The organism is Escherichia albertii NBRC 107761 = DSM 17582 (genome assembly GCF_000759775.1).
Lineage (GTDB): Bacteria > Pseudomonadota > Gammaproteobacteria > Enterobacterales > Enterobacteriaceae > Escherichia > Escherichia albertii.
Map to the genome: position 1 here is coordinate 1 of NZ_BBMY01000066.1, position 26128 is coordinate 26128.

Sequence of the window (26128 nt, forward strand, 5' to 3'; positions counted from 1 at the left end):
CACCGTTAACGCCTACAATCGGCCTCTCCTCTTTCGTTAAGGATAACGACCATGTTGCGCGCATTTGCCTGCTTTCTCCGCCGCGTTTGTTTTTCTCGCCGGGCTCTCAAGATTGCCTGTTTTCTGTTGCTCGCAGCGGGAGCGATGATTTTTATCGCCGATCGGACGATGGTCAAAGCTAGTCAACAACTGACCTGGAGCGATGTTGATGCTGTTCCGGCACGTAACGTTGGGCTGCTACTGGGGGCTAAACCCGGTAATAATTATTTTACCCGGCGAGTGAATAGCGCAGCAGCGTTGTACCACGCAGGAAAAGTAAAGTGGCTACTCGTCAGCGGCGATAACGGAAGTAAAAATTACGATGAAGCTTCTGGAATGCAACAGGCATTAATCGCTAAAGGCGTCCCGGCCAAAGCGATTTTCTGTGATTACGCAGGTTTCTCAACTCTCGATTCTGTGGTTCGCGCCAATAAGGTTTTTGGTGAAAACCATATCACCATTATTTCGCAGGAATTTCATAACCAACGCGCTATCTGGCTGGCAAAACAATACAACATAGACGCCATCGGGTTTAACGCTCCAGACCTGGAGAAAGGACGCGGAAAGTTGGTTCGCCTGCGAGAGAAACTCGCCAGAGTCAGCGCGGTGATTGACGCGAAAATCCTCCATCGTCAGCCGAAATATCTGGGGCCATCGGTCATGATTGGCCCGTTTAGTGAGCATGGCTGTCCGGCGAAAGAATAATGCGTATCTGCGCACGTCGAAGATGAAAAAGGCGTGCTACATTGACGACAGAATCCCTTTATGGAGTAACCCCGCGTTATGATACGTTTCGCCGTGATTGGTACCAACTGGATCACCCGCCAGTTCGTCGAGGCCGCCCATGAGAGCGGCAAATATAAGTTAACCGCCGTCTATTCCCGCAGCCTTGAACAGGCCCAGCACTTCGCTAATGATTTTTCTGTCGAACATCTGTTTACGTCGCTGGAAGCGATGGCAGAAAGCGATGCTATTGACGCGGTGTATATTGCCAGTCCAAACGCCCTGCATTTTCCCCAGACGCAACTTTTCCTTAGCCACAAAATTCACGTGATTTGCGAGAAGCCGCTGGCGTCGAACCTGGCGGAAGTGGACGCCGCCATTGCTTGCGCGCGGGAAAACCAGGTGGTGCTGTTTGAAGCGTTTAAAACAGCCTACCTGCCTAATTTTCATTTGTTACGCCAGATGCTGCCGAAAGTCGGCAAACTGCGTAAAGTTTTTTTCAACTATTGCCAGTATTCCTCGCGTTATCAACGTTATCTGAACGGCGAGAATCCCAACACCTTTAACCCAGTGTTCTCTAACGGTTCGATTATGGATATCGGTTTTTACTGTCTGGCAGCAGCGGTGGCGTTATTTGGCGAACCGAAAAACGTGCAGGCGACCGCCAGTTTGCTGGATAGCGGTGTGGATGCTCACGGCGTAGTGGTGATGGATTACGGTGATTTCAGCGTCACCTTGCAGCACTCAAAAGTCAGCGATTCTGTACTGGCGAGCGAGATTCAGGGCGAAGCGGGATCGCTGGTGATTGAAAAACTGTCTGAATGTCAGAAAGTCTGCTTTGTGCCGCGCGGCAGCCAGATGCAGGATCTCACTCAGCCACAGCATATTAATACCATGCTCTACGAAGCAGAGTTGTTTGCTGAACTGGTGGATGAGCATCTGGTTAATCATCCGGGGCTGGCAGTCAGTCGCATCACTGCCAAACTGCTGACCGAGATCCGCCGCCAGACCGGGGTAGTTTTTCCGGCAGATAGCGTAAAGCAATAATGGTTACCGTAAAGCAGTGTAAAAGGTATGTAACAGACCATTGACTGGATGAATGGTCTGTCATACTTTGTTACCTGCAAAGGGGAGTAACTTCATTGTCGGTCGATCGTCATTACGATGTGTGCAAAACCACATCCGGTCACCGGGCAACCCGAAAGGAATACGCAGATGTGTTCCTTTCAGACTGATGGCAAACGTAAAGTTGCCTGATGCGCTTCGCTTATCAGGCCTACATTGTTCCGGCAATCTATTGAATTTGCATGGTTTTGTAGGCTGGATAAGGCGTTCACGCCGCATCCGGCATTAACAAAGACACTTTGTCACCAATCTGAAAGGAATACGCAGACGTATTCCTTTTTTGTTGTAAGTGAGACCTTGCCGGAAGGCGAGGTCTATGCATAAAAAGCAGCGGCTGACGTCTTCCGACGTTGGCCGTTTTTTTATGTGTAAGGAACTTCTATGAATACTGTCGGCACGCCGTTGTTATGGGGCGGATTCGCTGTCGTTGTCGCCATTATGCTGGCTATCGACCTGTTGTTGCAGGGGCGTCGTGGCGCACATGCCATGACCATGAAACAGGCTGCGGCCTGGTCGCTGGTCTGGGTGACGCTGTCATTACTGTTTAACGCCGCTTTCTGGTGGTATCTGGTGCAAACCCAGGGACGCGAAGTTGCCGACCCGCAGGCACTGGCTTTCCTCACGGGTTATCTGATTGAAAAATCGCTGGCGGTCGATAACGTCTTTGTCTGGCTGATGTTGTTCAGCTATTTCTCTGTTCCGGCGGCGCTACAACGGCGCGTGCTGGTATATGGCGTACTCGGGGCGATTGTTCTGCGTACCGTTATGATCTTCACCGGTAGCTGGCTGATTTCACAGTTCGACTGGATCCTGTATATCTTCGGCGCATTCCTGCTGTTTACCGGCGTGAAGATGGCGCTGGCTCATGAAGATGAATCAGGAATCGGCGATAAGCCGCTGGTGCGCTGGCTGCGCGGTCATTTGCGCATGACCGACACCATCGACAACGAGCATTTCTTTGTGCGCAAGAATGGCCTGTTGTATGCCACGCCGCTGATGCTGGTGTTGATTCTGGTGGAGTTGAGCGACGTGATTTTCGCCGTGGATAGCATTCCGGCTATCTTCGCCGTGACCACTGACCCGTTCATCGTGCTGACCTCAAACCTGTTTGCGATCCTCGGCCTGCGTGCGATGTATTTCCTGCTGGCGGGCGTGGCAGAGCGTTTCTCGATGCTCAAATATGGTCTGGCGGTGATTCTGGTGTTTATCGGTATCAAGATGCTGATTGTCGATTTCTACCATATTCCGATCGCCGTCTCACTGGGCGTGGTGTTTGGCATTCTGGTGATAACGTTTATTATCAACGCGTGGGTGAATTATCGGCATGATAAGCAGCGGGGAGAATGATTCGCTGCATATTAAGCCATTACTGGAGATAACTCATTCCAGACAAAGATGAGCCATTAATTATGTAATCGGCTTATAGCTCTTTACAAAAAGAGCGCATGGGTGTTGGCGGCGATTGGCCGCCCCCTGCGCGCTCCCTGCACCAGCGACTTGATATGGCATTGCACATTAAAGGAGCGCAACCGTTCTCATATTCCAAATAGTTTTGCCCATATGTTATCTAATCAGCCTTAGTAGTCAGTCCTTCCCTCTGTTTATGTCAAATAAATGTAACCATTAAGTTGCAAAATATGACCTCTCTTTAAAATCCAGTATTTTTCGCTTCCCGAAGCTGTAACTTTCCTTATACTCGACCTTGCAAACACTTTGTTACATCCTGAAAGATGCGTCGACAGAACGCACCAGGAATGTGCAACAACACAATGAAAGGATCGAAAAATGACTACGCAACGTTCGTCTGGGCTATTCCAGCGTTTCGCTCATGGCAGCCTGGTAAAGCAAATTCTGGTCGGTCTCATACTGGGGATTCTTCTGGCATGGATCTCAAAACCGGCCGCTGAGGCTGTTGGCCTGTTAGGCACTTTGTTCGTCGGTGCCCTGAAAGCCGTAGCGCCAGTTCTGGTACTGATGCTGGTTATGGCTTCCATCGCTAATCACCAACACGGGCAAAAAACCAGTATTCGCCCTATTCTGTTTCTCTATTTATTAGGTACCTTCTCTGCCGCCCTTACTGCGGTTGTCTTCAGCTTCGCGTTCCCTTCCACGTTGCATTTGTCCACCAGCGCAGGCGATATTTCCCCGCCATCAGATATTGTGGAAGTGATGCGCGGATTGCTAATGAGCATGGTTTCTAACCCCATCGACGCGTTGCTGAAAGGCAACTACATCGGGATTCTGGTGTGGGCGATTGGTCTTGGTTTCGCGCTGCGTCATGGCAACGAGACAACCAAAAACCTGATCAACGATATGTCGAATGCCGTCACCTTTATGGTGAAACTGGTGATTCGCTTCGCGCCGATCGGTATTTTTGGCCTAGTGTCTTCCACTCTGGCCACCACCGGGTTTGACACGCTGTGGGGCTATGCTCAGCTACTGGTCGTTCTGGTTGGCTGTATGCTGCTGGTAGCGCTGGTCGTTAACCCGCTGCTGGTGTGGTGGAAAATTCGTCGCAATCCGTTCCCGTTAGTTCTGCTCTGCCTGCGCGAAAGTGGCGTGTATGCCTTCTTCACCCGTAGTTCGGCGGCGAATATTCCGGTAAATATGGCGCTGTGCGAAAAGCTGAATCTGGATCGTGATACCTATTCCGTTTCTATTCCGCTGGGGGCCACCATCAATATGGCAGGCGCGGCTATCACCATTACCGTGTTAACGCTGGCAGCAGTTAATACGCTGGGTATTCCGGTGGATCTGCCAACGGCGCTGCTGTTGAGCGTTGTCGCCTCCCTGTGTGCCTGCGGCGCATCGGGAGTGGCGGGGGGTTCTCTGCTGCTGATCCCACTGGCCTGTAATATGTTCGGCATTCCGAACGATATCGCCATGCAGGTGGTTGCTGTCGGCTTTATTATTGGTGTATTGCAAGATTCCTGCGAAACCGCGCTGAACTCTTCAACTGACGTGTTATTCACCGCAGCAGCGTGCCAGGCTGAAGATGCTCGCCTGGCGAATAGCGCCCTGCGGAACTAATGTTTAGCCCCTTTCGTCTACGGCGGAAGGGGTTTTCTCCACTTTAAACGGATCAATTCCCCTTCTCTGCATACGCCAGAAACGAATGATGTTCAGGCCATTCATTAGCAGAAAACTACCCTCAATCATCGTGCCGCCAATCGACCCGGCCCAAATGTTGTGAGTTAACCAGCAACAAGTAGAAAACCACATCACGCAGCGCATGGTCAGTCCTTTAAAGCGAAATAGCGCCCAGGTACTGACAATCGTGCCAATAACCGGCAGCAGCTCCATGGGATGATGGAACTTCGCCAGACCAACTCCTCCTGTCAGCACGATGAAGATCGCCATAATCCACAGGCTGCGTGTGCGTAAAGTAATTAATGTTCGAATGGCATTAAGAATGGCGCTGGCGCCTGCGGGATACGTTCCCATCAGGAAAAAATGCACGCCAATAATGGCGCTATAAACAGAGAGCTGTATTTTGAAGCGACGTTCATCGCGATTGAAAAATGTCGTGATACCAATCAGAAAAGCGATGACACCCACGCCCTGGGCCAGCCAATACGCGGTCATGATAAATCCTTAGCAGGTCTGGACAAAACAACGGTGCTTCGAGAGAGAAACGCCACTTCAGATTGCTGACAAAGTGCGTCTCATTTTTTGCCGGATGCGGTGTAAACGCCTTATCCAGCCTACAAGATCGTGCAATTTTACTATATTGCAAATCTCGACGTAGGCCTGATAAGCGAAGTGCATCAGGCAACTATGCGTTTATCAACAGTCTTAAACGGCGATTCACATTATGAAACGCCGCCTTTTATTAACAACTTATTTCGATTTTACAACGTTACGCCGCTTTTAAAGATCGCCAGCTCACGGAAGTCATTACGCTCGTTGCAAGTTTGCTTACCGTTGGCAAACTCAACGATGGTATCGATAAATTCGTCCAGCAACTGCGGCATCGCTTTACCGTGGATCAACTGGCCGGCATCAAAATCGATCCAGTGTTTTTTCTTCGCCGCCAGTTCGCTGTTAGTGGCGATTTTCACCGTTGGCACAAAGCCACCATAAGGTGTGCCGCGACCGGTACTGAACAGCACCATATGACAGCCCGCTCCCGCCAGTGCGCTGGTCGCTACGGCATCGTTACCCGGCGCGCTTAACAGGTTCAGCCCCGGCGTTTTCAGACGCTCGCCATAACGCAGTACATCAACGACTTCGCTGGAACCTGCTTTCTGGGTACAACCGAGAGATTTATCTTCCAGCGTAGTGATACCGCCTGCTTTGTTCCCCGGCGATGGGTTTTCGTAGATAGGCTGGTCATGGGCAATAAAGTACTGCTTGAAGTCATTGACCATCGTCACAAATTTTTCAAACGTCGCTTCGTCACGGCAATGGCTCATCAGAAGCTGTTCCGCGCCGAACATCTCAGGTACTTCGGTCAGCACGGTGGTGCCGCCGTTAGCAATCACGTAGTCAGAGAAACGACCGAGCATCGGGTTCGCCGTAATACCGGAAAGGCCGTCAGAACCGCCGCACTCCAGACCAAACTTCAGTTCGCTAAGCTTGCCCGGCTCGCGCTTGTCGTGGCGCATCACGTTATACAACTGATGCAAATGCTCGACCCCGGCTTCAATTTCATCATCCTGCTGTTGGCAGATCATGAAATGAACACGTTCAGGATCGATATCACCCAGCGTTTCACGGAACGCGGCAACCTGGTTGTTTTCACAACCCAGACCGATTACCAGCACGGCGCCCGCGTTCGGATGACGCACCATGTTTTGCAGCATGGTGCGGGTATTGATGTGATCGTCGCCCAATTGAGAACAGCCGTAAGTGTGGCTGAAGAGGAATACGCCGTCAGTGCCTTCGGCGTTATTCGTCTCTTTCAGAAAACGGTTCTGGATCTGCCGTGCAATACCGTTGACACAGCCCACGGTTGGCAGGATCCATAATTCGTTACGCACACCGACATCGCCGTTAGCGCGACGGTAGATCTGTACTTCACGATCTGCCGCTTGCGCAGGCAGTTCCTGAAAATCAGGTTGATAGCGATACTGATCCAGATCGCTCAGATTCGTGCGCGTATTGTGGGCGTGAACGTGTTCTCCCGCAGCAATATTCGCCAATGCATAACCAATCGGCAGGCCATATTTAATGACGTTGGCCCCTTTTGCGATATCCGTTAACGCAAATTTATGTCCACGAGCAACATCCTGGCGCAGCGTAACAGTCTGGTTATCAACACTGACTTCTGTGCCTTCAGCCAAATCTGCTAAAGCGACCGCGACGTTATCCAGCGCATGGATCTTGATGTATTGCATATCAACCCCAGACCTTAGTTCAGTTCAATGGCGAAGTAGTCACGCGCATTGTTAAAGCAAATATTTTTCACCATCTCGCCCAGCAGGTTGATGTCCGCCGGTGCTTCGCCCGCTTCCACCCAGCGACCGATCATCTGGCACAGAATGCGGCGGAAGTATTCGTGACGGGTGTATGACAGGAAGCTACGGCTGTCAGTCAGCATACCGACAAAGCGGCTCAGCAGACCGAGCTGCGCCAGTTGGGTCATCTGACGTTCCATACCGTCTTTCTGGTCGTTAAACCACCAGCCGGAACCGAACTGCATTTTGCCCGGCATACCTTCGCCCTGGAAGTTACCGATCATAGTCCCCAGCACTTCGTTATCGCGCGGGTTCAGGCAGTAGAGAATGGTTTTCGGCAGCAAGTTTTCTTCGTTCTGTTTGCTCAGGAGTTTAGACAGTTCTTCTGCCATCGGACGGTCATTAATAGAATCGAAGCCGACATCCGGTCCCAGCAGTTTGAACTGACGCAGGTTGTTATTACGCAGTGCGCCGATGTGGTACTGCTGTACCCAGCCACGACGAGCATATTCTGCGCCAAGGAACACCAGTACCGCAGTTTTGAACTGTGCCACTTCGTGCTCGTTCAGGGTTTCGCCCGCCAGACGACGTGCCAGGATGCTATCCAGTTCCGCTTCGCTCGCTTCGGCAAACATCACCACATCCAGTGCGTGGTCAGACACTTTACAGCCGTGAGCAGCGAAGTGATCCAGACGTTTGGTCAGGGCAGTTTGCAGATCCGCAAAGCGGCGAATATCGGTATCAGAAACTTCGCCCAACTTCGCCATGTAGTCGTTGAAGGTCGCCTGTTCGATATTGAACGCTTTATCCGGGCGCCAGCTCGGCAGCACTTTAATGGTGAAAGAACCGTCTTTAGCGATCTCTGCATGATGCTCCAGAGAATCGATCGGATCGTCGGTGGTGCCGACCATTTTCACATTCATTTGCTTCATGATGCCGCGCGCGGAGAAATTATCCTGCGCCAGCAGTTCATTACATTCGTTCCAGATTTCATCCGCAGTAGACGGAGACAGCAGTTTTCCGGTGATACCGAACGGACGGCGCAGTTCAAGGTGCGTCCAGTGGTATAACGGGTTACCGATAGTGTGTGGAACGGTTGCTGCCCAGGCGTCAAATTTTTCACGGTCAGTCGCATCACCGGTACACAGACGCTCAGCCACACCGTTGGTACGCATAGCACGCCATTTATAGTGATCGCCTTTTAGCCAGATGTCATACAAGTTTTTAAAGCGATAGTCTTCCGCGATCTGCTGTGGCGGCAAATGGCAGTGGTAATCGAAAATCGGCTGGTCTTTTGCGTAGTCGTGATACAGACGGCGGGCAAATTCAGTATCTAACAGGAAATCTTCAGTCATAAACGGAGTCATTATCGTCTTCCTCTCAACGAGTGAGCTAGCTTGCTTATGGTGCGATGCTGACAAAGTTATCACACCAATTTCCAGAGCCTGAAGATATTTTCGTGAGTTAGATCAATAAATGAAGTTAAAAAATTTACTCTCAAAGTGGTAAATCGCGCTGCAAGCCGCGTCAGTACTGGCCTCGCCGCCCTCAGATAATGCCCACACAAATATTCGCACATTTGTGATGGCTCTCACCTTTTAAAGTTGTATGACAAGTTATCTTTCTGCCGTCGCAAATCATAAGTCGACGGAATGCAAATTGCCGATTCATTCATTTATTAGATGAATCGGGTTAACCGGTACGGAAGCCGAATTAGCACGAAACTTTCATGGCAACGTTCGGGGCGTGCCGGTTTTTTTTCGGTTACCCGGTCGTAACTAACATCTTCAGCCTCTGGCGGGATGATCGCCGCGCTTCCTGCGGATATAACAAAACGATGAGGTTTTACATGCGTAAAATTAAAGGGTTACGTTGGTATATGATCGCACTGGTGACGCTCGGCACCGTGCTTGGTTATCTTACGCGTAACACTGTGGCGGCAGCTGCGCCGACTCTGATGGAAGAGTTAAACATCTCCACCCAACAGTATTCCTATATCATCGCAGCCTATTCTGCTGCTTATACGGTCATGCAACCGGTAGCGGGCTATGTCCTGGATATTCTGGGTACGAAAATCGGTTACGCAATGTTTGCTGTGCTGTGGGCAGTATTCTGTGGCGCCACCGCGCTGGCAGGTAGCTGGGGTGGCCTGGCCGTTGCCCGTGGTGCAGTAGGTGCAGCGGAAGCGGCGATGATCCCGGCGGGTCTGAAAGCCAGTTCCGAATGGTTCCCGGCAAAAGAGCGTTCCATTGCAGTAGGTTATTTTAACGTTGGTTCTTCGATTGGTGCGATGATTGCACCACCGCTGGTGGTGTGGGCCATTGTGATGCATAGCTGGCAGATGGCATTTATCATCTCTGGTGCACTGAGCTTCATCTGGGCGATGGCATGGCTGATTTTCTACAAACATCCGCGCGACCAGAAACATCTGACCGATGAAGAACGTGACTACATTATTAATGGTCAGGAAGCCCAGCACCAGGTTGGCACGGCGAAGAAAATGTCCGTTGGTCAGATCCTGCGTAACCGTCAATTCTGGGGTATCGCGCTGCCGCGCTTCCTGGCTGAACCGGCCTGGGGTACTTTCAACGCATGGATCCCACTGTTCATGTTTAAAGTTTACGGCTTTAACCTGAAAGAGATCGCGATGTTCGCCTGGATGCCGATGCTGTTTGCTGACCTCGGTTGTATCCTCGGTGGTTACCTGCCGCCGCTGTTCCAGCGTTGGTTTGGCGTGAACCTGATTGTCTCCCGTAAAATGGTCGTAACGCTGGGCGCAGTGTTGATGATTGGCCCGGGTATGATCGGTCTGTTCACCAACCCGTATGTGGCGATTATGCTGCTGTGTATCGGTGGTTTTGCTCACCAGGCACTGTCTGGCGCGCTGATTACGCTCTCTTCTGACGTATTCGGTCGTAACGAAGTGGCAACGGCAAACGGTCTGACCGGGATGTCCGCATGGCTGGCAAGTACGCTGTTTGCACTGGTTGTAGGTGCGCTGGCTGATACCATCGGCTTCAGCCCGCTGTTCGCGGTACTGGCAGTATTCGACCTGCTGGGTGCGCTGGTTATCTGGACTGTATTGCAGAACAAACCGGCGATTGAGGTGGCGCAGGAAGCACATAACGATCCCGCCCCTCAACATTAACGCTTAGTCTCTGTTTTATCTTCCTTCAAAGCCGCCTTCTCCAAGCGGCTTTTTAATCACTGCGAGTGGAGCTAATCTCGCAAAAGTGGTATAACAAATATAGTCTGCCGTATCATGCCTGGAGCGCATATGGAAATCACCGAACCACGCCGTTTGTATCAACAACTTGCCGCTGACCTGAAAGAGCGCATCGAACAGGGCGTCTATCTGGTGGGTGATAAACTTCCCGCTGAACGCTTTATTGCCGATGAGAAAAACGTCAGCCGTACCGTGGTTCGTGAAGCCATCATTATGCTGGAAGTCGAAGGCTATGTTGAAGTCCGTAAAGGCTCCGGCATTCATGTGGTTTCCAATCAGCCTCGTCATCATCAGGCCGCTGACGATAATATGGAATTCGCCAATTACGGCCCATTTGAGTTGCTGCAAGCGCGCCAGCTTATCGAAAGCAATATTGCTGAGTTTGCCGCCACCCAGGTGACCAAACAGGACATTATGAAACTGATGGCGATCCAGGAGCAGGCACGCGGCGAACAATGCTTTCGTGACTCCGAGTGGGATTTACAGTTCCATATTCAAGTGGCCCTGGCGACGCAGAACTCTGCTCTGGCGGCTATCGTTGAGAAGATGTGGACTCAGCGTAGCCATAACCCGTACTGGAAAAAACTGCACGAGCATATTGATTCCCGCACCGTCGACAACTGGTGTGATGACCACGATCAAATCCTCAAGGCGTTGATTCGCAAAGATCCTCATGCCGCCAAGCTGGCTATGTGGCAGCATCTCGAAAATACGAAGATTATGTTATTTAATGAAACCAGTGATGATTTCGAGTTCAATGCCGACCGCTATTTGTTCGCGGAAAACCCGGTTGTACATCTCGACACGGTCACCAGCAACAGCAAATAAAATCCCCATCTGACAGGCGCTACAAGGCGCCTGTTCGCTTTGTCGGTAAGCGAAAAGTATAAAGTGTCAGCCTGTGTAAATCCTCTCGCCTCCCTCGCCCTCAACCCGCAAAATCAGACTCCCCGGACATGTAATTTTGATAACGAACAACGTTGACCTTTGTTACAATTAGATTCAATTTGAATTTATGCTATTGAATGTTTTCTTATCTCACGTTTTAACAGGGAATGGTTCAGGCCGTGTTGGTGTCTCGACCCGCAATTCACACAAAAACAGCAATAACCTGGCGGGAGTGCATCATTTGAAACCGGCGTGGCGTTAACCGATACACCAGGAATAATGAATGGAACTTTTGACCCAATTACTGCATGCCTTATGGGCGCAGGATTTTGAAACACTGGCCAATCCGTCGATGATTGGCATGTTGTATTTTGTCTTGTTTGTAATTTTGTTCCTCGAAAACGGCTTGCTTCCGGCAGCCTTTTTACCGGGCGACAGCTTACTGGTGTTGGTTGGCGTATTGATTGCTAAAGGTGCAATGGGCTACCCGCAAACAATTATGCTGCTTACCGTTGCCGCCAGCCTCGGCTGCTGGGTCAGCTACATACAGGGGCGATGGCTGGGTAATACCCGAACGGTACAAAACTGGCTTTCTCACTTGCCTGCGCACTATCACCAACGTGCACACCATCTTTTTCATAAACACGGTTTATCGGCGCTGCTGATAGGTCGCTTTATCGCATTTGTCAGAACATTGCTGCCTACAATCGCCGGGCTGTCAGGGCTTAATAACGCACGTTTTCAGTTCTTCAACTGGATGAGCGGCCTTCTGTGGGTGTTAATACTGACAACCTTAGGTTACATGATCGGCAAGACGCCGGTATTCCTGAAGTATGAGGATCAGCTGATGTCATGCCTGATGCTGCTCCCGGTGGTTCTGCTGGTGTTTGGCCTGGCGGGTTCTCTGGTTGTGTTATGGAAAAAGAAATATGGAAATCGGGGGTAAGGGATGCATATACCTCGCATGTCGCTTCGTCAGCTAACCTGGTCAGGCGCAGCTCTTTTATTACTGGTCGGCACGATGATGCTGGCATGGTCAGCGGTTCGCCAGCAGGAGTCTACACTGGCGATCCGCGCCGTTCACCAAGGCACAACAATGCCAGATGGCTTTTCGATCTGGCATCATCTTGACGCCCACGGCATTCCTTTCAAAAGCATCACCCCCAAAAACGACACTCTGCTCATCACATTTGACTCCAGCGACCAAAGTGCCGCCGCAAAAGTCGTTCTCGACAGAACATTACCTCATGGCTATATCATTGCGCAGCAGGACGATAATAATCAGGCCATGCAATGGCTGACCCGGCTGCGGGACAACTCCCATCGCTTCGGATAACTTCCAGTAATCCGAATTATATCACTCCCTCTGGTGGTTTCGTCGTTACTGGCTATGATTAATGAGGCGGTAAGTAATACTACCGCTTTGTTATCTGGACAATCGCCCCTCTGTAATGGGGCCAAGTCACAATGGAAGGTTCAAGAATGAAATACCACATCGCTTTTGCTGTTTCTCTTTTTGCTCTCAGCACCAGTAGTTATGCCACTACCCTTTGTCAGGAAAAGGAGCAAAATATCCTCAAGGAAATCAACTATGCCGAAAAACATCACAATCAGAATCGTATCGACGGTCTGAACAAAGCTCTTAGCGAAGTTCGGGAGAATTGTTCGGATAGCCAGTTGCGTGCCGATCATCAAAAGAGAATCGCAAAGCAGAAAGATAAGGTGGCGGAACGTAAGCATGATTTAGCCCAGGCAAAACAAAAAGGCGATGCCGATAAGATAGCTAAACGAGAAAGGAAACTGGCGGAAGCGCAGGAAGAGCTGAAACAGCTGGAAGCGCGCGACTACTAACCTAAAACAGTGACTACTTACTCACCTGGAGAAAACTATGTCGAAAGAACACACTACGGAACATCTGCGTGCTGAGCTGAAATCCCTGTCCGATACGCTGGAAGAGGTGCTAAGCGCCTCAGGCGAGAAGTCAAAAGAAGAGTTGAGTAAGATTCGTAGCAAAGCTGAACAGGCGCTTAAACAGAGCCGTTATCGTCTGAGCGAAACTGGCGACGCCATTGCCAGACAGACCCGTGAAGCGGCGGCGCGTGCCGATGAATATGTGCGTGAAAATCCGTGGACGGGCGTCGGTATCGGCGCTGCCATCGGCGTAGTGCTGGGCGTACTGCTGTCACGTCGTTAATTATGGCGGACACTCATCACGCACAAGGGCCCGGAAAAAGCGTTCTGGGCATCGGACAGCGAATTGTCACCATCATGGTCGAAATGGTGGAGACCCGTCTACGGCTGGCAGTGGTGGAGCTGGAAGAAGAAAAAGCCAATATCTTTCAGCTATTACTGATGCTCGGCCTGACGATGCTTTTCGCTGCTTTTGGTCTTATGAGCCTGATGGTGCTGATTATCTGGGCGGTTGATCCGCAATATCGTTTGAATGCGATGATTGCCACCACCGTGGTGTTGTTCCTTCTGGCGTTGATTGGCGGCATCTGGACATTACGCAAATCGCGGAAATCCACTTTACTGCGCCATACGCGCCGTGAACTGGCAAACGATCGACAGCTGCTCGAGGAGAGTTCCCATGAGCGGTAAAGTCGAGCGTGAACGCCGTAAAGCGCAACTGCTCAGTCAGATCCAACAGCAACGGCTGAACCTTTCAGCCAGCCGTCGTGACTGGCTGGAGGCAACAGGCGCTTATGATCGTCGCTGGAATATGCTGTTGAATCTGCGCTCCTGGGCATTGGTCGGTAGCAGCGTGATGGCTATCTGGACGATTCGCCATCCGAATATGCTGGTCCGCTGGGCCAGACGTGGTTTTGGTGTATGGAGTGCCTGGCGTCTGGTTAAAAATACGATTAATCAGCAACAACTTCGCGGTTAACCCCTTCTCTGGCCGGAGCTATTCCGGCCTTATCTCTCAAATTTTTTGAAAAAATCTGACAGTTTTCCTTGCTAACAATCATCATTCACCCCGTTTATGATTCTCTCCATCGACAGCAATGACGCTAACACCGCGCCTTTGCACAAAAAAACAATCAGCAGCCTGAACAGGTGCAGTGGAGAGTAAGATGAAAAAATTAGAAGATATTGGTGTACTGGTAGCACGCATTTTAATGCCGATTCTGTTCATTACCGCAGGCTGGGGCAAAATCACCGGTTACGCAGGTACTCAACAATATATGGAAGCGATGGGCGTACCAGGCTTTATGCTGCCGCTGGTGATCCTGCTTGAGTTCGGCGGCGGTCTGGCAATTCTGTTTGGTTTCCTGACACGCACCACTGCGCTGTTTACCGCAGGCTTTACACTGTTGACCGCGTTTTTGTTCCACAGCAACTTTGCTGAAGGCGTCAACTCACTGATGTTTATGAAAAACCTGACTATCGCCGGCGGATTTTTGTTGCTGGCAATCAGCGGTCCGGGCGCATACAGCATCGACCGTTTGCTGAATAAAAAGTGGTAAGCACAAGCTATACTTAACGATAAAAAACGAGGGGGAAGCTCCTCGTTTGACTGATGGCAAACGTGGAATAGCCCGATGCGCAAGCTTATCGGGCCTACATTTTGAGCACGACTGACTGTATCTGTATTTTTTTGTCGGTCGGATAAGATGCGTCAGCATCGCATCCGACAATCAAAAATGTGCACTTTGCCAGCAATCTGAAACGAGGAGAAAGCTCCTCGTTTTTGCTATTGGAGGAGAGAAAAATGGGTCAACTGATTGACGGCGTCTGGCATGACACCTGGTACGACACCAAATCCACCGGCGGTAAATTTCAACGTTCAGCTTCCGCATTTCGTAACTGGCTTACTGCCGATGGCGCGCCGGGCCCGACTGGCAAAGGTGGTTTCGCTGCCGAGAAAGATCGTTACCATCTCTATGTTTCACTCGCCTGCCCGTGGGCGCACCGCACGCTGATCATGCGTAAACTCAAAGGTCTGGAACCCTTCATTTCTGTTTCCGTGGTGAATCCGCTAATGCTGGAAAACGGCTGGACCTTTGATGACAGTTTCCCGGGCGCAACCGGCGATACACTCTATCAACACGAATTTCTGTATCAGCTTTATCTCCATGCCGATCCGCACTATAGCGGTCGGGTCACTGTCCCCGTGCTGTGGGACAAAAAGAATCACACCATTGTCAACAACGAATCAGCGGAAATCATCCGCATGTTCAATACTGCGTTTGATGCGCTGGGCGCAAAAGCCGGAGATTATTATCCCCCTGCGCTGCAAACGAAAATTGACGAACTTAACGGCTGGATTTACGACAACGTAAATAATGGCGTGTATAAAGCCGGTTTTGCCACCAGCCAGGAAGCCTACGACGAAGCGGTGGTGAAAGTGTTTGAATCGCTGGCGCGACTGGAACAGATTTTAGGTCAGCATCGTTACCTGACAGGCAACCAGTTAACCGAGGCCGATATTCGCCTGTGGACTACGCTGGTCCGTTTTGATCCGGTGTATGTCACCCACTTTAAGTGTGATAAGCACCGCATCAGCGATTACCTGAACCTGTACGGCTTCCTGCGCGATATCTATCAGATACCGGGGATTGCCGAAACCGTCAATTTTGATCACATTCGTCATCACTACTTCCGCAGCCACAAAACCATTAACCCGACGGGAATTATTTCGATTGGCCCGTGGCAGGATCTCGATGAACCACACGGGCGAGACGTTCGCTTCGGTTAACCACAGGCACCCTTCGCGGTGCCTTATATTGTTGGCTGAGTACGTCTTATTCCTGTCGGATGCAGTATGAACGCCTTATACAATCTACAAAATACTGTACATTCAATATATTGCAAAGATCGCGTAGGCCAGATAAGCGTAGCGCATCTGGCAATTTTGCGCTTGTTATCAGTCTCAACGCACCTTCACAGCACCTAATTAATTCATTGGGTTAATATTTACTGCCGTTTCATTCATGTCTATTCTTAATTTGCTGCTTTAAAAACAAATGATTGAGCAAAATTGAGGCAAAAATGGACTGGTATCTGAAAGTACTAAAAAATTATGTCGGTTTCCGGGGGCGTGCGCGACGCAAAGAGTACTGGATGTTTATTCTGGTCAATATCATCTTTACGTTCGTGCTGGGGCTGCTGGACAAAATGTTAGGCTGGCAGCGCGCCGGTGGCGAAGGCATCCTGACCACTATTTACGGTATTCTGGTGTTCTTACCGTGGTGGGCGGTTCAGTTCCGTCGCCTGCACGATACCGACCGTTCGGCATGGTGGGTGCTGCTGTATTTAATCCCGTTTATCGGCTGGCTAATCATTATCATCTTTAACTGTCAGGCGGGTACGTCAGGTGACAACCGATTTGGACCGGACCCGAAACTGGAACAGGAATAAAGCTGAAGCACCTTTTACAAGGTGATTCAGCTTGTTGACAAAGTGCGCTTTGTTTACGCCGGATGCGGCGTAAACGCCTTATCCAGCCTACAAAATCGTCTAAATTCAATATATTGCAGTAACCGAGTAGGCCTGATAAGCGTAGTGCATCAGGCCGTTTTGCGTTTGTCAGAAGCTCTTTTTACAAGGTGCTTAATCATTTATTTTCCACTAAAAAGTTTGGGAATTTCCCGTAAGCACCAGGATTTTGCTTCCCCCATACTGTCGCGACGCCAGGCCATAATAATGTCTATCTCACTGGTTGATTCCGGGCTGACTACGCGTAACCGCCCTTCAGCAATATCTTTTTCGACCATCGGATACGGCATCGTCGCGACGCCAAGCCCCGCCAATAATGCCTGACGTTTATCTTCAATAGTGCTCACCGTTAAACGCGGCTGTTTGTCCAGCAACTGCACAGTCAATACCGGACGCTCACGGGCGGTATCCGCCACCGCAATACCACGATATTTCACCCGCGTCACTTCCGAAAGCGGCTCTGGCTCCTGATGGATCGGGTGATCCGGCGCGGCAACGTAGACGTTCATTAAGGTATAAAGTTTGCGCGAGTTGATCTCCGACGAGGAACGAAAATGCATATCCGGCGCGATAACAATATCCGCACGCCCCTGCTCCAGCCGCTCCCACGCTCCCGCCAGCACCTCAGTGATGATTGCCAGTTGGGTATTGGCTTTTGCCGCCAGTTTGTCGATTAACGGGAAAAAAGCAGGCGTCGGCACCAGCGCTTCGGTCACAATAGTGAGATGTGTTTCCCAACCGCGCGCGAGAGCTTCGGCATCGGTGGTCAGCTTATCTGCGGCTTCCAGCAGAACGCGTCCCCGCTCCAGCAGCATACGACCAACATTGGTGAATTTGGTGCGATGGCCCGAGCGGTCAAACAGCACCACGTCCAGCTCTTCCTCCAGTTTTTGCATGGTGTAGCTGAGTGCGGAAGGTACGCGTCCCAGCTCATCCGCCGCCGCCGCAAAACTGCCACGACGATCAATCGCATCCATAACCCGCAGTGCTTCCAGCGTTAACGCCCTTTCTTTAGCCATTTCGTTCTCATTCAGGAAATTTGAACATACCAGGCAGAATATCTGGCTAACAATGTAGCGTCCAGCCCCTTACCATAAAAGGAAGTAAAGAGAGGTCAAGAATTATGATTACTACCCGAACTGCCAGGCAGTGTGGACAAGCAGACTACAGATGGTTGCAGGCCCGGTATACTTTCTCCTTTGGACACTACTTCGACCCGAAATTGTTAGGTTATGCGTCCTTGCGCGTACTTAACCAGGAAGTGCTGGCACCAGGCGCCGCCTTCCAGCCACGTACCTATCCCAAAGTCGACATCCTGAATGTAATTCTGGATGGAGAAGCTGAGTACCGGGATAGCGAAGGCAACCACATTCAGGCCTGCGCCGGCGAAGCGTTATTGCTTTCTACCCAGCCGGGCGTGAGTTACAGCGAACATAACATCAGCAAAGACAAACCGTTAACGCGGATGCAGCTTTGGCTGGATGCGTGCCCACAACGTGAGAATCCTCCTCGCCAGAAACTGACGCTGACCATGGATAAGCAACAGTTAATCGCCTCGCCAGATGACGCGAAGGGTAGCCTGAAACTGCGCCAGCAGGTGTGGCTACATCATATTGTGCTCGACAAAGGAGAAAGTGCGAATGTCCAGTTGCACGGGCCGCGCGCTTATTTGCAATCGATTCACGGTCAATTTCATGCAATTACGCATCATGAAGAGAGAGCATCATTGACCTGCGGCGATGGTGCGTTTATTCGTGACGAGGCTAACATTACGCTGGTTGCCGATTCCCCACTGCGCGCTTTACTGATAGATTTGCCTGTCTAGTTATTTTTACAGGGAGATGATGATGAGTAAAAAATCGGCGAAAACGCGTCAACCAGTGAAGGCCGTTGCGGTGAAAGAAACCGCCCGCACCACCAAAAATTTTGGTTATGAAGAGATGTTAAGCGAGCTGGAAGCGATAGTTGCCGACGCCGAAACGCGGTTAGCCGAGGATGAAGCAGCCGCGTAAAGACAGATTGCCGGATGCGGCGTAAACGCCTTATCCGGCCTACAAAATCAACAACAACATCAACAAATTGCGCAACCCGTAGGCCGGATAAGATGTGCCAGCATCGCATCCGGCATCAGGTACGAAACCCAACAACATCAACAAATTGCGCAACCCGTAGGCCGGATAAGATGCGCCAGCATCGCATCCGGCATCAGGTACAAAACCCAACAGCATCAACAAATTGCGCAACCCGTAGGCCGGATAAGATGCGCCAGCACCGCATCCGGCATCAGGTACGAAACCCAACAACATCAACAAATTGCACAATCCGCAGGCCGGATAAGATGCGCCAGCATCGCATCCGCCATCAGGTACAAAACCCAACAGCATCAACAAATTGCGCAACCCGCAGGCCGGATAAGATGCGCCAGCACCGCATCCGGCATCAGGTCAACCAACACCAGGCGCTTACCGGGCCTTGCTCGCCATAATCTCGATAATCTGCCGATCCGTTTGCTGCATCGAATGACTTGCCAGCGCACACAAGTTGGCAATCGACTGCTCAACATCATGCGCCACAATCCCTTCGTTGCCGGTCACGGCGGTATCATCCAGCGCCATTAACACCGCTTTCCACGCCGCCGACGCGCTGGTCGACACCTTCATCGCACAACTGTTCGACGCACCATCACAAATCATACCGCTGACATCGCCGATCATACTGCTGATCGCCATTGCGATAGTTTCATAACGCCCGTCCACCAGCCATGCCATCCCGGCAGCGGCGCCCATTGCGGCCGTGGTCGCGGCACACAATGCAGACAATCGCGGCAACTGGTTATGAATATAAATCGCGCTTAAATGCGAGAGCATCAACGCACGCGCCAGTCGCTCATCATCCGCGCCAAAGTGTTCCGCGACCACCACCACTGGCAGCGTCGCGGTGATCCCCTGATTACCGGAACCAGAGTTGCTCATTGCCGGAAGCGTTGCGCCCCCCATACGCGCATCGGAAGCCGCGCTGGTACGAATCACAATCGCCGAGGAGAGATCTTTCGCCAGTAAACCACGTGCACACTGTCTTTCCAGCGTCGCACCAATATGCAAGCCCCAGTTACCGCTCAAGCCTTCCTGCGATAGCGCGCCATTTAACTTTGCAGAATCGAGAATGAAGCGAATCGCTTCGAACGGCACTTCATTAACGAACTTCAGGATCTCTGCCAGCGTCGTTTTAGACAACACCGCCAGCGGCGACTCTTGCTCCCCCTCTGTCACACATGCCTGTTGGGTAAACACCACGCCATTGTGCGTCTCAATATGCACAATGTTGGTATGTCCGCCGACGATGGTGACACACGCCCACTTCTCGCCACTCCAGACTTTGGCACGAGAGAAGAGGATTTCATCACAAGGTTCCTGGATTTTAACCGCGACTTTACCCGCCGCCAGCAATGCTTTGGCATCGGCAATTGCCTGCTCTGTTGCGCCTTTCAGCACTTCCAGTCCGGCGTTGGCATTTCCACCTAACGCTCCCAGCGCCGCCGCAATCGGCAGCCCCACCATTCCTGTACCGGGAACGGTGACGCCCAGACCGTTTTTCATCAGATTTGGTGAAACCCAGGCTTCTACACGTTCAACCGGACCGTCCAGTTCTGCCGCAGCAACCGCCGCCGCCAGCGCCAGTGAAATCGGTTCAGTACATCCCAGCGCCGGTTTTACTTCCTCCTGAACGGCGAGGATGTAACGCTGCCATAACGGATTTAAAGTCGAATCAAACATAATAAAAACCTTAAAATTTCAGGTAAATCAAGAAAATGCCAAGAACGGAGAAACACAAAGCAACAAACCAGTGACGATAATCAGGTACAGAGACATGCCTTTGTATTTGTGCAATGCCGGTACTTTGTAAACCAGCCACGCCGGAATCAGGCAACCTACCATGCCGAAAATCGGGCTACAGATAGAGGTGAAACTCAGCACCGGTGCGTTCAGTACGATGGCGCTCCAGGCCAGCAAAATGGCGAAAACCATGATGCCGCGCTGGACGAGATTTTCGTTAATCTTCTCAGCGGGCATTTTGCGGCGCAGGATGTTCATGACGATCCCTTGCGTCGCTTCGCGAAAGCCTAAATAAACCCCAAAAAACGCGGTCATTACGGCAAAAATATTGAGGATGACGCTGACCACTTTTACCCATGCAGCACCGTCACCGCTAATAAACTGAGCCGCAATCGCCAACGCAGAAATATTCTGTTCATAGGCTTTCACCGCTTCGTCATGCCCCATGGCCAGCGTAAACGACACTGCGTAGAAAAAGACGGTGACAAACAGAATGCCGAACGCAATATTCATCGCCCGTAGCGCCTTGTGTCGCGCCACTTCTATCGATTTTTCCCGTGAGCGATAAGAGATCACCATCGGGCTTAACGTCTGGATAAACAGAATCGACGTCAGGGTAAACGGCAGCGTAATAATGGCGTTTTTCACCAGCAGCCCCAGCGGCGGTAGCGAACCGACGTTATACAGATGCCACATTCCCACCATCGACACGCCCAGCGCCGCGACCACCAGCAGCTTGGTCAGCACCATGCCGGTCGAAATTTTGAATAACAATTTCTCGCCGCGTGAGGAGATCGCCACCAGAATGCAAATCAGTACCAGACCATAAAAGGGACTGTCTGACAGCAACCCTTCCGTCACGCCGAAGGTATGCAGGTAGGAAGCACTATCGTTGGTGATGGCAGTGGAATAAACAAACATCCAGATAACCAACATCACGAAATAGAGCGCACCTAACAGGATGCCCCAGTTTTTACCTAAATAACCGCTGATGACGCTCGGGTAATCTTTACACTCCGGTGATTCTGCCAGCGTATTAATAAACAACCGCTGAAACAGATACATTGCCGGGTAACCAATCACCGATGAGAGCAAAAATACCCACAATCCCATCAAACCGACCTGCACCGGGAGAAAAACAATCCCCGCGCCAATCGCCATCCCGATACTCATAATCACCCAGCCGGTGTCAGTACTGTCGAATTTGATCGCTTCTCGCCACTCGCTCTCACTCATTCCAGCACGACCCGCCGGGGTCGAAGCGTCTGCAATGACGCCTTTATTCGATGCAATTTCCATAATTTCTCGCTCAATATTTTGTAGGGCTTATTATTTTTTTCCGAGCCGCATCAAGGCGATACGCGGTCTACGTTTTGCAGGCGAGTTATTAGAATAAAGAAATGATACGCGTGAGATCAGAGAAAATCTTCACAATCAAGACTTTTAAATAGCAATTGTGGGTAATAATTTTCTATTAAATTGAGTTAATAGAAATAATTATTCTCTATTTGCGGCAGATCACAATAAAAAAGGGTGCACATTTTGTGCACCCAGAGATGATAGCCAACAGTAATATCAGCCGCAGACCACTTTAATAGCCAGTCCTCCACGTGAGGTTTCGCGGTATTTATCGTTCATATCTTTGCCAGTTTCATACATGGTCTCGATCACTTTATCGAGTGAAACGCGTGGAGCAGAAGTACGCCGCATCGCCATCCGTGCAGCGTTCACCGCTTTCACGGCATTGATGGCATTACGTTCAATACATGGGATTTGCACCTGCCCGGCAACCGGATCGCAGGTCAGCCCGAGGTTATGCTCCATGGCGATTTCTGCCGCATTGCATACCTGCGCCGGACTACCCCCCAGCAGTTCGGTTAACCCTGCCGCCGCCATCGAGCAAGCCACGCCAATTTCCCCCTGACAGCCGACTTCCGCGCCAGAGATGGAGGCGTTCATTTTATACAGCGCGCCAATAGCCCCCGCAGCTAGCAAATAGCGGGCAATTGAGCGCTCGTTTACCGGACGACGAAATTTATCGTAATAGGCCAGCACCGCCGGAATAATACCGCAAGCGCCGTTAGTCGGTGCTGTCACGACGCGCCCGCCAGCGGCATTTTCTTCGCTGACCGCCAGAGCATACATATTGATCCAGTCAATAACGTTCATCGGATCGTTTGAAATATTGTCGCTGGAAACCAGCAAGCGGCGCAGCGCTACAGCACGGCGAGGTACATTGAGCGGGCCAGGCAGTACGCCTTCGGTATTCATTCCGCGTTCAATGCCATCGTGCATTACCTGCCAGATACGGGAAAAACCGGCATCAATCTCCGCCTTGCTGCGCAGCGCCAGCTCGTTTTGCATCATCAGACCAGAAATAGACAGGCCGTTGTAATCACACATTTTCAGCAGTTCGCCTGCTGAGTGGAAATCATAAGGCACGGACGTTTCGACATCATGCGACAGCCCAAAGTGCTCTTCTTCAACAATAAAACCGCCGCCGACAGAGTAATAGACTTTACTTAACAGCTCTTCCTGCCCATTCCAGGCAGTAATACGCATTCCGTTCTCATGACGCGGCAACATTTCAGGATGAAAAATAATGTTCTTTGCCACCGGAAAATCAACTACATGGGCGCCTGCCGCCACCGGGAGCCGACTACTGCACGTCACGAGTTCAATAAATGCAGGGATCTCATCAATAACAACATCCTGTGGACTGTTTCCCGCCAGCCCCATGATGATGGCGACATCCGTGGCATGGCCTTTACCCGTCAGTGACAACGACCCGTAAAGATCGACCATAATGTGGCTTGTCATGGTTAACAAGCCACTGTTCACCAGTTGGTCGATGAAACTTTTTCCAGCATTCATTGGCCCCACGGTATGCGAACTGGAGGGACCAATACCAATTTTGAAAATATCGAATGCACTAATCATACCCACCCCCTCGGATTGCCATTCTGTGAAGAGGAACGGAGCAACCTTGCGATCGCCCCGCTCAAGAGGCTTTATGCGTTGCGTACCGCGATAGCTTCAATTTCCAGCTTCACATCTTTTGGCAAACGAGCGACCTGCACGCAGCTACGTGTTGGGTAAGTTGCCAGATGCTCATCAAAGAACTGCTTATAGACTTCATTGATGGTGGCAAAGTCGTTCAGATCGGTAATGAACACCGTCATCTTCACGATATCGCCCACGGTCAACCCCGCTGCAATCACGATCTCTTTGACGTTCTCCAGGCTTAAACGCGCCTGATCTTTAACGTCTGCCGGAATCGCTCCGGTCTGCGGGCAAACCGGGATTTGCCCGGAGGTAAATACCATGCTACCTAAATCAATGCCCTGTACATACGGGCCAATTGCGCCTGGCGCACGTTGTGTTTCGATAATCTTTTTCATATGTCCTCCGGCGTCAGAGCGCCTGGGTAAAGGTACGTGAAATCACATCCTGTTGCTGTTCACGGGTCAGCGCGTTAAAGCGCACAGCGTAACCAGAGACACGGATTGTCAGGTTGGGGGATTTTTCCGGGTGTTCGATAGCATCGAGCAGCATTTCTCGATTCATAACGTTGACGTTGAGATGTTGGCCGCCTTCGACATCCGCTTCATGATGGAAATAACCATCCAGTAGGCCAACAAGGTTGGTTTTGCGTACTGGCTCTTCTTTACCCAGCGCCGCAGGTACGATGGAGAAGGTGTACGAGATCCCATCTTTGGCATAGGTAAACGGCAGTTTCGCCACTGAAGTCAGCGAAGCTACAGCCCCTTTGCGGTCACGACCGTGCATCGGGTTAGCGCCCGGCGCGAATGGCGTACCCGCACGGCGCCCGTCTGGCGTGTTACCCGTTTTCTGCCCGTACACCACGTTAGAGGTGATGGTCAGAATCGACTGAGTTGGCACAGCGTTGCGATAAGTTGGCAGAGCTTTAATTTTCTTCATAAAGCGTTCAACCAGATCGCAGGCAATACTGTCTACACGCTCGTCGTTGTTGCCGTACTGCGGATATTCACCGTCAATTTCAAAGTCCACCGCCAGACCGTTTTCGTCACGGTTCGGTTTCACACGGGCATATTTGATAGCAGATAAGGAATCCGTCGCCACCGATAGTCCAGCGATGCCACATGCCATCGTACGATAGACATCACGATCGTGTAGCGCCATCAGCGAGGCTTCATAGCTGTACTTATCGTGCATGTAATGGATGATATTCAGCGCGCTGATATACTGCACAGCCAGCCAATCCATGAAGTGGTCGAGGCTATCCATCACCTTGTCGTAGTCCAGCACATCGTCCATCAGCGGGGCCGTTTTCGGACCAACCTGAATCTTCAGCTTCTCGTCCACCCCGCCGTTAATTGCATACAGCAGCGTTTTCGCCAGGTTAGCGCGTGCACCAAAGAACTGCATTTGCTTACCAATCACCATTGGGCTGACGCAGCAGGCAATCGCGTAATCGTCGCTATTGAAGTCAGTACGCATCAGATCATCGTTTTCATACTGCAAAGAGGAAGTCACGATAGACACTTGCGCGGCATATTTTTTGAAAGCAATCGGCAACGCTTCCGACCACAGAATAGTCAGGTTCGGTTCCGGCGCTGGCCCCATTGTGTGTAGCGTATGCAGATAGCGGAAGGAGTTTTTGGTCACCAGCGTACGGCCATCCAGCCCCATTCCACCGATCACTTCCGTTGCCCAGATGGGGTCGCCGGAGAACAACGAATCAAATTCCGGCGTACGCAGGAAGCGCACCATACGAATCTTCATGATGAAGTGGTCGATCAGTTCCTGTGCCTGTTGCTCATTGAGTACACCGGCTTTAAAGTCGCGCTCAATGTAGATATCGAGGAACGATGCAGTACGGCCCAGCGACATCGCACCACCATTCTGCGACTTCACTGCCGCCAGGTAAGCAAAATAGAGCCACTGCACCGCTTCCTGGGCATTCTGCGCCGGACGGGAGATGTCGAAGCCATATTTCGCCGCCATTTCCTGAATCTGCAACAACGCATGACGGTGCTCCGCCAGTTCTTCACGCAAACGGATGGTCGCTTCAAGATCCTGACCTTTTTCCAGGCGAGACTGGAGATCGGCAAATTGCAGTTCGCGTTCACGGACCAGATAACGGATGCCATACAGCGCCACACGGCGATAATCACCAATAATACGCCCACGACCATAACCGTCCGGCAGACCGGTCAGTATGCCGGATTTACGGCAGCGCAACATATCTGGCGAGTAAACATCAAATACGCCCTGATTATGGGTCTTACGCAAATCGGTAAACAGGTATTCAAACTCACTGTCCATTTCACGGCCATAAGCATGGAATGAACTTTTAATCATGTTGATGCCACCAAACGGATGCAGCGCGCGTTTCAGCGGCGCATCGGTTTGCAGGCCAACAATTTTTTCCAGCGGCTGGTCAATATATCCCGCATCATGAGCGGGTG

At 51.1% G+C, this 26128-nt stretch carries 28 protein-coding genes; 18 read left to right on the plus strand and 10 right to left on the minus strand.

The genetic code is table 11. The annotated features are described in order from the left end of the window. Positions 1–51 precede the first annotated feature (51 nt). From EA14781_RS12630 to sstT, 4 genes are all read left to right on the plus strand, one after another. The gene (locus EA14781_RS12630; protein WP_000942533.1) at positions 52–744 is read left to right on the plus strand and encodes a SanA/YdcF family protein; all 693 of its coding nucleotides are present in this window, start codon (positions 52–54) and stop codon (positions 742–744) included. Positions 745–822: 78 nt separating this feature from the next. Further along, a complete protein-coding gene (locus EA14781_RS12635; protein ID WP_000617695.1) occupies positions 823–1809 on the plus strand; it encodes a Gfo/Idh/MocA family protein in 987 nt (328 codons plus the stop codon). 459 nt (positions 1810–2268) lie between these two features. Next, the gene (alx, locus tag EA14781_RS12640; protein ID WP_001098821.1) at positions 2269–3234 is read left to right on the plus strand and encodes a TerC family membrane protein Alx; all 966 of its coding nucleotides are present in this window, start codon (positions 2269–2271) and stop codon (positions 3232–3234) included. 438 nt (positions 3235–3672) lie between these two features. Next, positions 3673–4917 (plus strand): serine/threonine transporter SstT, encoded by a 1245-nt coding sequence (sstT, locus tag EA14781_RS12645; RefSeq protein WP_000211672.1) that lies wholly within the window; start codon positions 3673–3675, stop codon positions 4915–4917. 3 nt (positions 4918–4920) lie between these two features. On the opposite strand, the gene EA14781_RS12650 is transcribed toward sstT, so the two are convergent. The 3 genes from EA14781_RS12650 to uxaC all read right to left on the minus strand — a co-directional run bounded on the left by EA14781_RS12650 (position 4921) and on the right by uxaC (position 8653). After that, complete coding sequence (locus EA14781_RS12650; protein ID WP_000128130.1) at positions 4921–5472, minus strand: YgjV family protein; 552 nt, start codon at positions 5470–5472, stop codon at positions 4921–4923. 266 nt (positions 5473–5738) lie between these two features. Further along, positions 5739–7226: an altronate dehydratase gene (uxaA, locus tag EA14781_RS12655; protein ID WP_001199394.1), complete on the minus strand. Its 1488-nt coding sequence runs from the start codon at positions 7224–7226 to the stop codon at positions 5739–5741. Between the two features lie 14 nt (positions 7227–7240). Further along, a complete protein-coding gene (uxaC, locus tag EA14781_RS12660) occupies positions 7241–8653 on the minus strand; it encodes a glucuronate isomerase (protein ID WP_000187456.1) in 1413 nt (470 codons plus the stop codon). 482 nt (positions 8654–9135) lie between these two features. Between uxaC and exuT the strand changes: the two genes are divergently transcribed. The 12 genes from exuT to EA14781_RS12715 all read left to right on the plus strand — a co-directional run bounded on the left by exuT (position 9136) and on the right by EA14781_RS12715 (position 16764). Continuing rightward, positions 9136–10434, plus strand: a complete 1299-nt coding sequence (gene exuT / locus EA14781_RS12665) for a hexuronate transporter ExuT (RefSeq protein ID WP_002461065.1) — start codon at positions 9136–9138, stop codon at positions 10432–10434. Between the two features lie 129 nt (positions 10435–10563). After that, positions 10564–11340: a transcriptional regulator ExuR gene (gene exuR / locus EA14781_RS12670; protein ID WP_000406485.1), complete on the plus strand. Its 777-nt coding sequence runs from the start codon at positions 10564–10566 to the stop codon at positions 11338–11340. A 187-nt stretch (positions 11341–11527) separates the two neighbouring features. Next, positions 11528–11662 (plus strand): hypothetical protein, encoded by a 135-nt coding sequence (locus EA14781_RS26165; protein ID WP_418921613.1) that lies wholly within the window; start codon positions 11528–11530, stop codon positions 11660–11662. A 21-nt stretch (positions 11663–11683) separates the two neighbouring features. Then, entirely contained in the window at positions 11684–12346 is a 663-nt protein-coding gene (gene yqjA, locus EA14781_RS12675) for a DedA family general envelope maintenance protein YqjA (protein WP_000422135.1), read from the plus strand. Between the two features lie 3 nt (positions 12347–12349). Beyond that, positions 12350–12736, plus strand: a complete 387-nt coding sequence (gene mzrA / locus EA14781_RS12680) for an EnvZ/OmpR regulon moderator MzrA (protein ID WP_000547976.1) — start codon at positions 12350–12352, stop codon at positions 12734–12736. A 146-nt stretch (positions 12737–12882) separates the two neighbouring features. Continuing rightward, positions 12883–13251, plus strand: a complete 369-nt coding sequence (locus EA14781_RS12685; protein ID WP_000873707.1) for a DUF1090 domain-containing protein — start codon at positions 12883–12885, stop codon at positions 13249–13251. 37 nt (positions 13252–13288) lie between these two features. Then, positions 13289–13594, plus strand: coding sequence for an ElaB/YgaM/YqjD family protein (locus EA14781_RS12690; protein ID WP_000031411.1), 306 nt, complete (start codon positions 13289–13291; stop codon positions 13592–13594). 2 nt (positions 13595–13596) lie between these two features. Further along, a complete protein-coding gene (locus EA14781_RS12695) occupies positions 13597–14001 on the plus strand; it encodes a phage holin family protein (RefSeq protein WP_000785726.1) in 405 nt (134 codons plus the stop codon). Further along, positions 13991–14290 carry a YqjK-like family protein gene (locus tag EA14781_RS12700; RefSeq protein ID WP_000015591.1) on the plus strand — a complete coding sequence of 100 codons (300 nt, stop codon included), beginning with the start codon at positions 13991–13993 and terminating at the stop codon, positions 14288–14290. Before EA14781_RS12695 ends, EA14781_RS12700 begins: the two co-directional genes overlap by 11 nt. Before the next feature lie 187 nt (positions 14291–14477). Next, the gene (locus tag EA14781_RS12705) at positions 14478–14870 is read left to right on the plus strand and encodes a DoxX family protein (protein WP_024164704.1); all 393 of its coding nucleotides are present in this window, start codon (positions 14478–14480) and stop codon (positions 14868–14870) included. Between the two features lie 245 nt (positions 14871–15115). Next, a complete protein-coding gene (gene yqjG, locus EA14781_RS12710; protein ID WP_000531175.1) occupies positions 15116–16102 on the plus strand; it encodes a glutathionyl-hydroquinone reductase YqjG in 987 nt (328 codons plus the stop codon). Positions 16103–16395: 293 nt separating this feature from the next. Next, positions 16396–16764: a DUF805 domain-containing protein gene (locus EA14781_RS12715; protein WP_002461055.1), complete on the plus strand. Its 369-nt coding sequence runs from the start codon at positions 16396–16398 to the stop codon at positions 16762–16764. 200 nt (positions 16765–16964) lie between these two features. Here EA14781_RS12715 and yhaJ read toward each other — a convergent pair whose 3' ends face one another. Then, positions 16965–17861: a DNA-binding transcriptional regulator YhaJ gene (gene yhaJ / locus EA14781_RS12720; RefSeq protein WP_001041010.1), complete on the minus strand. Its 897-nt coding sequence runs from the start codon at positions 17859–17861 to the stop codon at positions 16965–16967. A gap of 104 nt (positions 17862–17965) precedes the next feature. Here yhaJ and EA14781_RS12725 point away from each other — a divergent pair, with 104 nt between their 5' ends. Next, entirely contained in the window at positions 17966–18667 is a 702-nt protein-coding gene (locus tag EA14781_RS12725) for a pirin family protein (RefSeq protein WP_000633606.1), read from the plus strand. Between the two features lie 22 nt (positions 18668–18689). Beyond that, positions 18690–18854: a protein YhaL gene (locus EA14781_RS12730; RefSeq protein WP_072249936.1), complete on the plus strand. Its 165-nt coding sequence runs from the start codon at positions 18690–18692 to the stop codon at positions 18852–18854. A gap of 39 nt (positions 18855–18893) precedes the next feature. On the opposite strand, the gene EA14781_RS12735 is transcribed toward EA14781_RS12730, so the two are convergent. From EA14781_RS12735 to tdcE, 6 genes are all read right to left on the minus strand, one after another. Continuing rightward, positions 18894–19241, minus strand: a complete 348-nt coding sequence (locus EA14781_RS12735; protein WP_148934794.1) for a hypothetical protein — start codon at positions 19239–19241, stop codon at positions 18894–18896. Between the two features lie 63 nt (positions 19242–19304). Continuing rightward, positions 19305–20615 (minus strand): cysteine desulfidase, encoded by a 1311-nt coding sequence (gene cyuA, locus EA14781_RS12740; RefSeq protein WP_000460491.1) that lies wholly within the window; start codon positions 20613–20615, stop codon positions 19305–19307. Between the two features lie 27 nt (positions 20616–20642). Continuing rightward, positions 20643–21974, minus strand: coding sequence for an SLC5/6 family protein (locus EA14781_RS12745; RefSeq protein WP_000401600.1), 1332 nt, complete (start codon positions 21972–21974; stop codon positions 20643–20645). A 276-nt stretch (positions 21975–22250) separates the two neighbouring features. Beyond that, complete coding sequence (gene tdcG / locus EA14781_RS12750) at positions 22251–23615, minus strand: L-serine ammonia-lyase (protein ID WP_000622091.1); 1365 nt, start codon at positions 23613–23615, stop codon at positions 22251–22253. Between the two features lie 71 nt (positions 23616–23686). Further along, the gene (locus EA14781_RS12755; protein ID WP_000719982.1) at positions 23687–24076 is read right to left on the minus strand and encodes an enamine/imine deaminase; all 390 of its coding nucleotides are present in this window, start codon (positions 24074–24076) and stop codon (positions 23687–23689) included. Positions 24077–24089: 13 nt separating this feature from the next. After that, on the minus strand, positions 24090–26128 hold a 2039-nt coding region (tdcE, locus tag EA14781_RS12760), incomplete at its 5' end, for a 2-ketobutyrate formate-lyase/pyruvate formate-lyase (protein ID WP_042335741.1).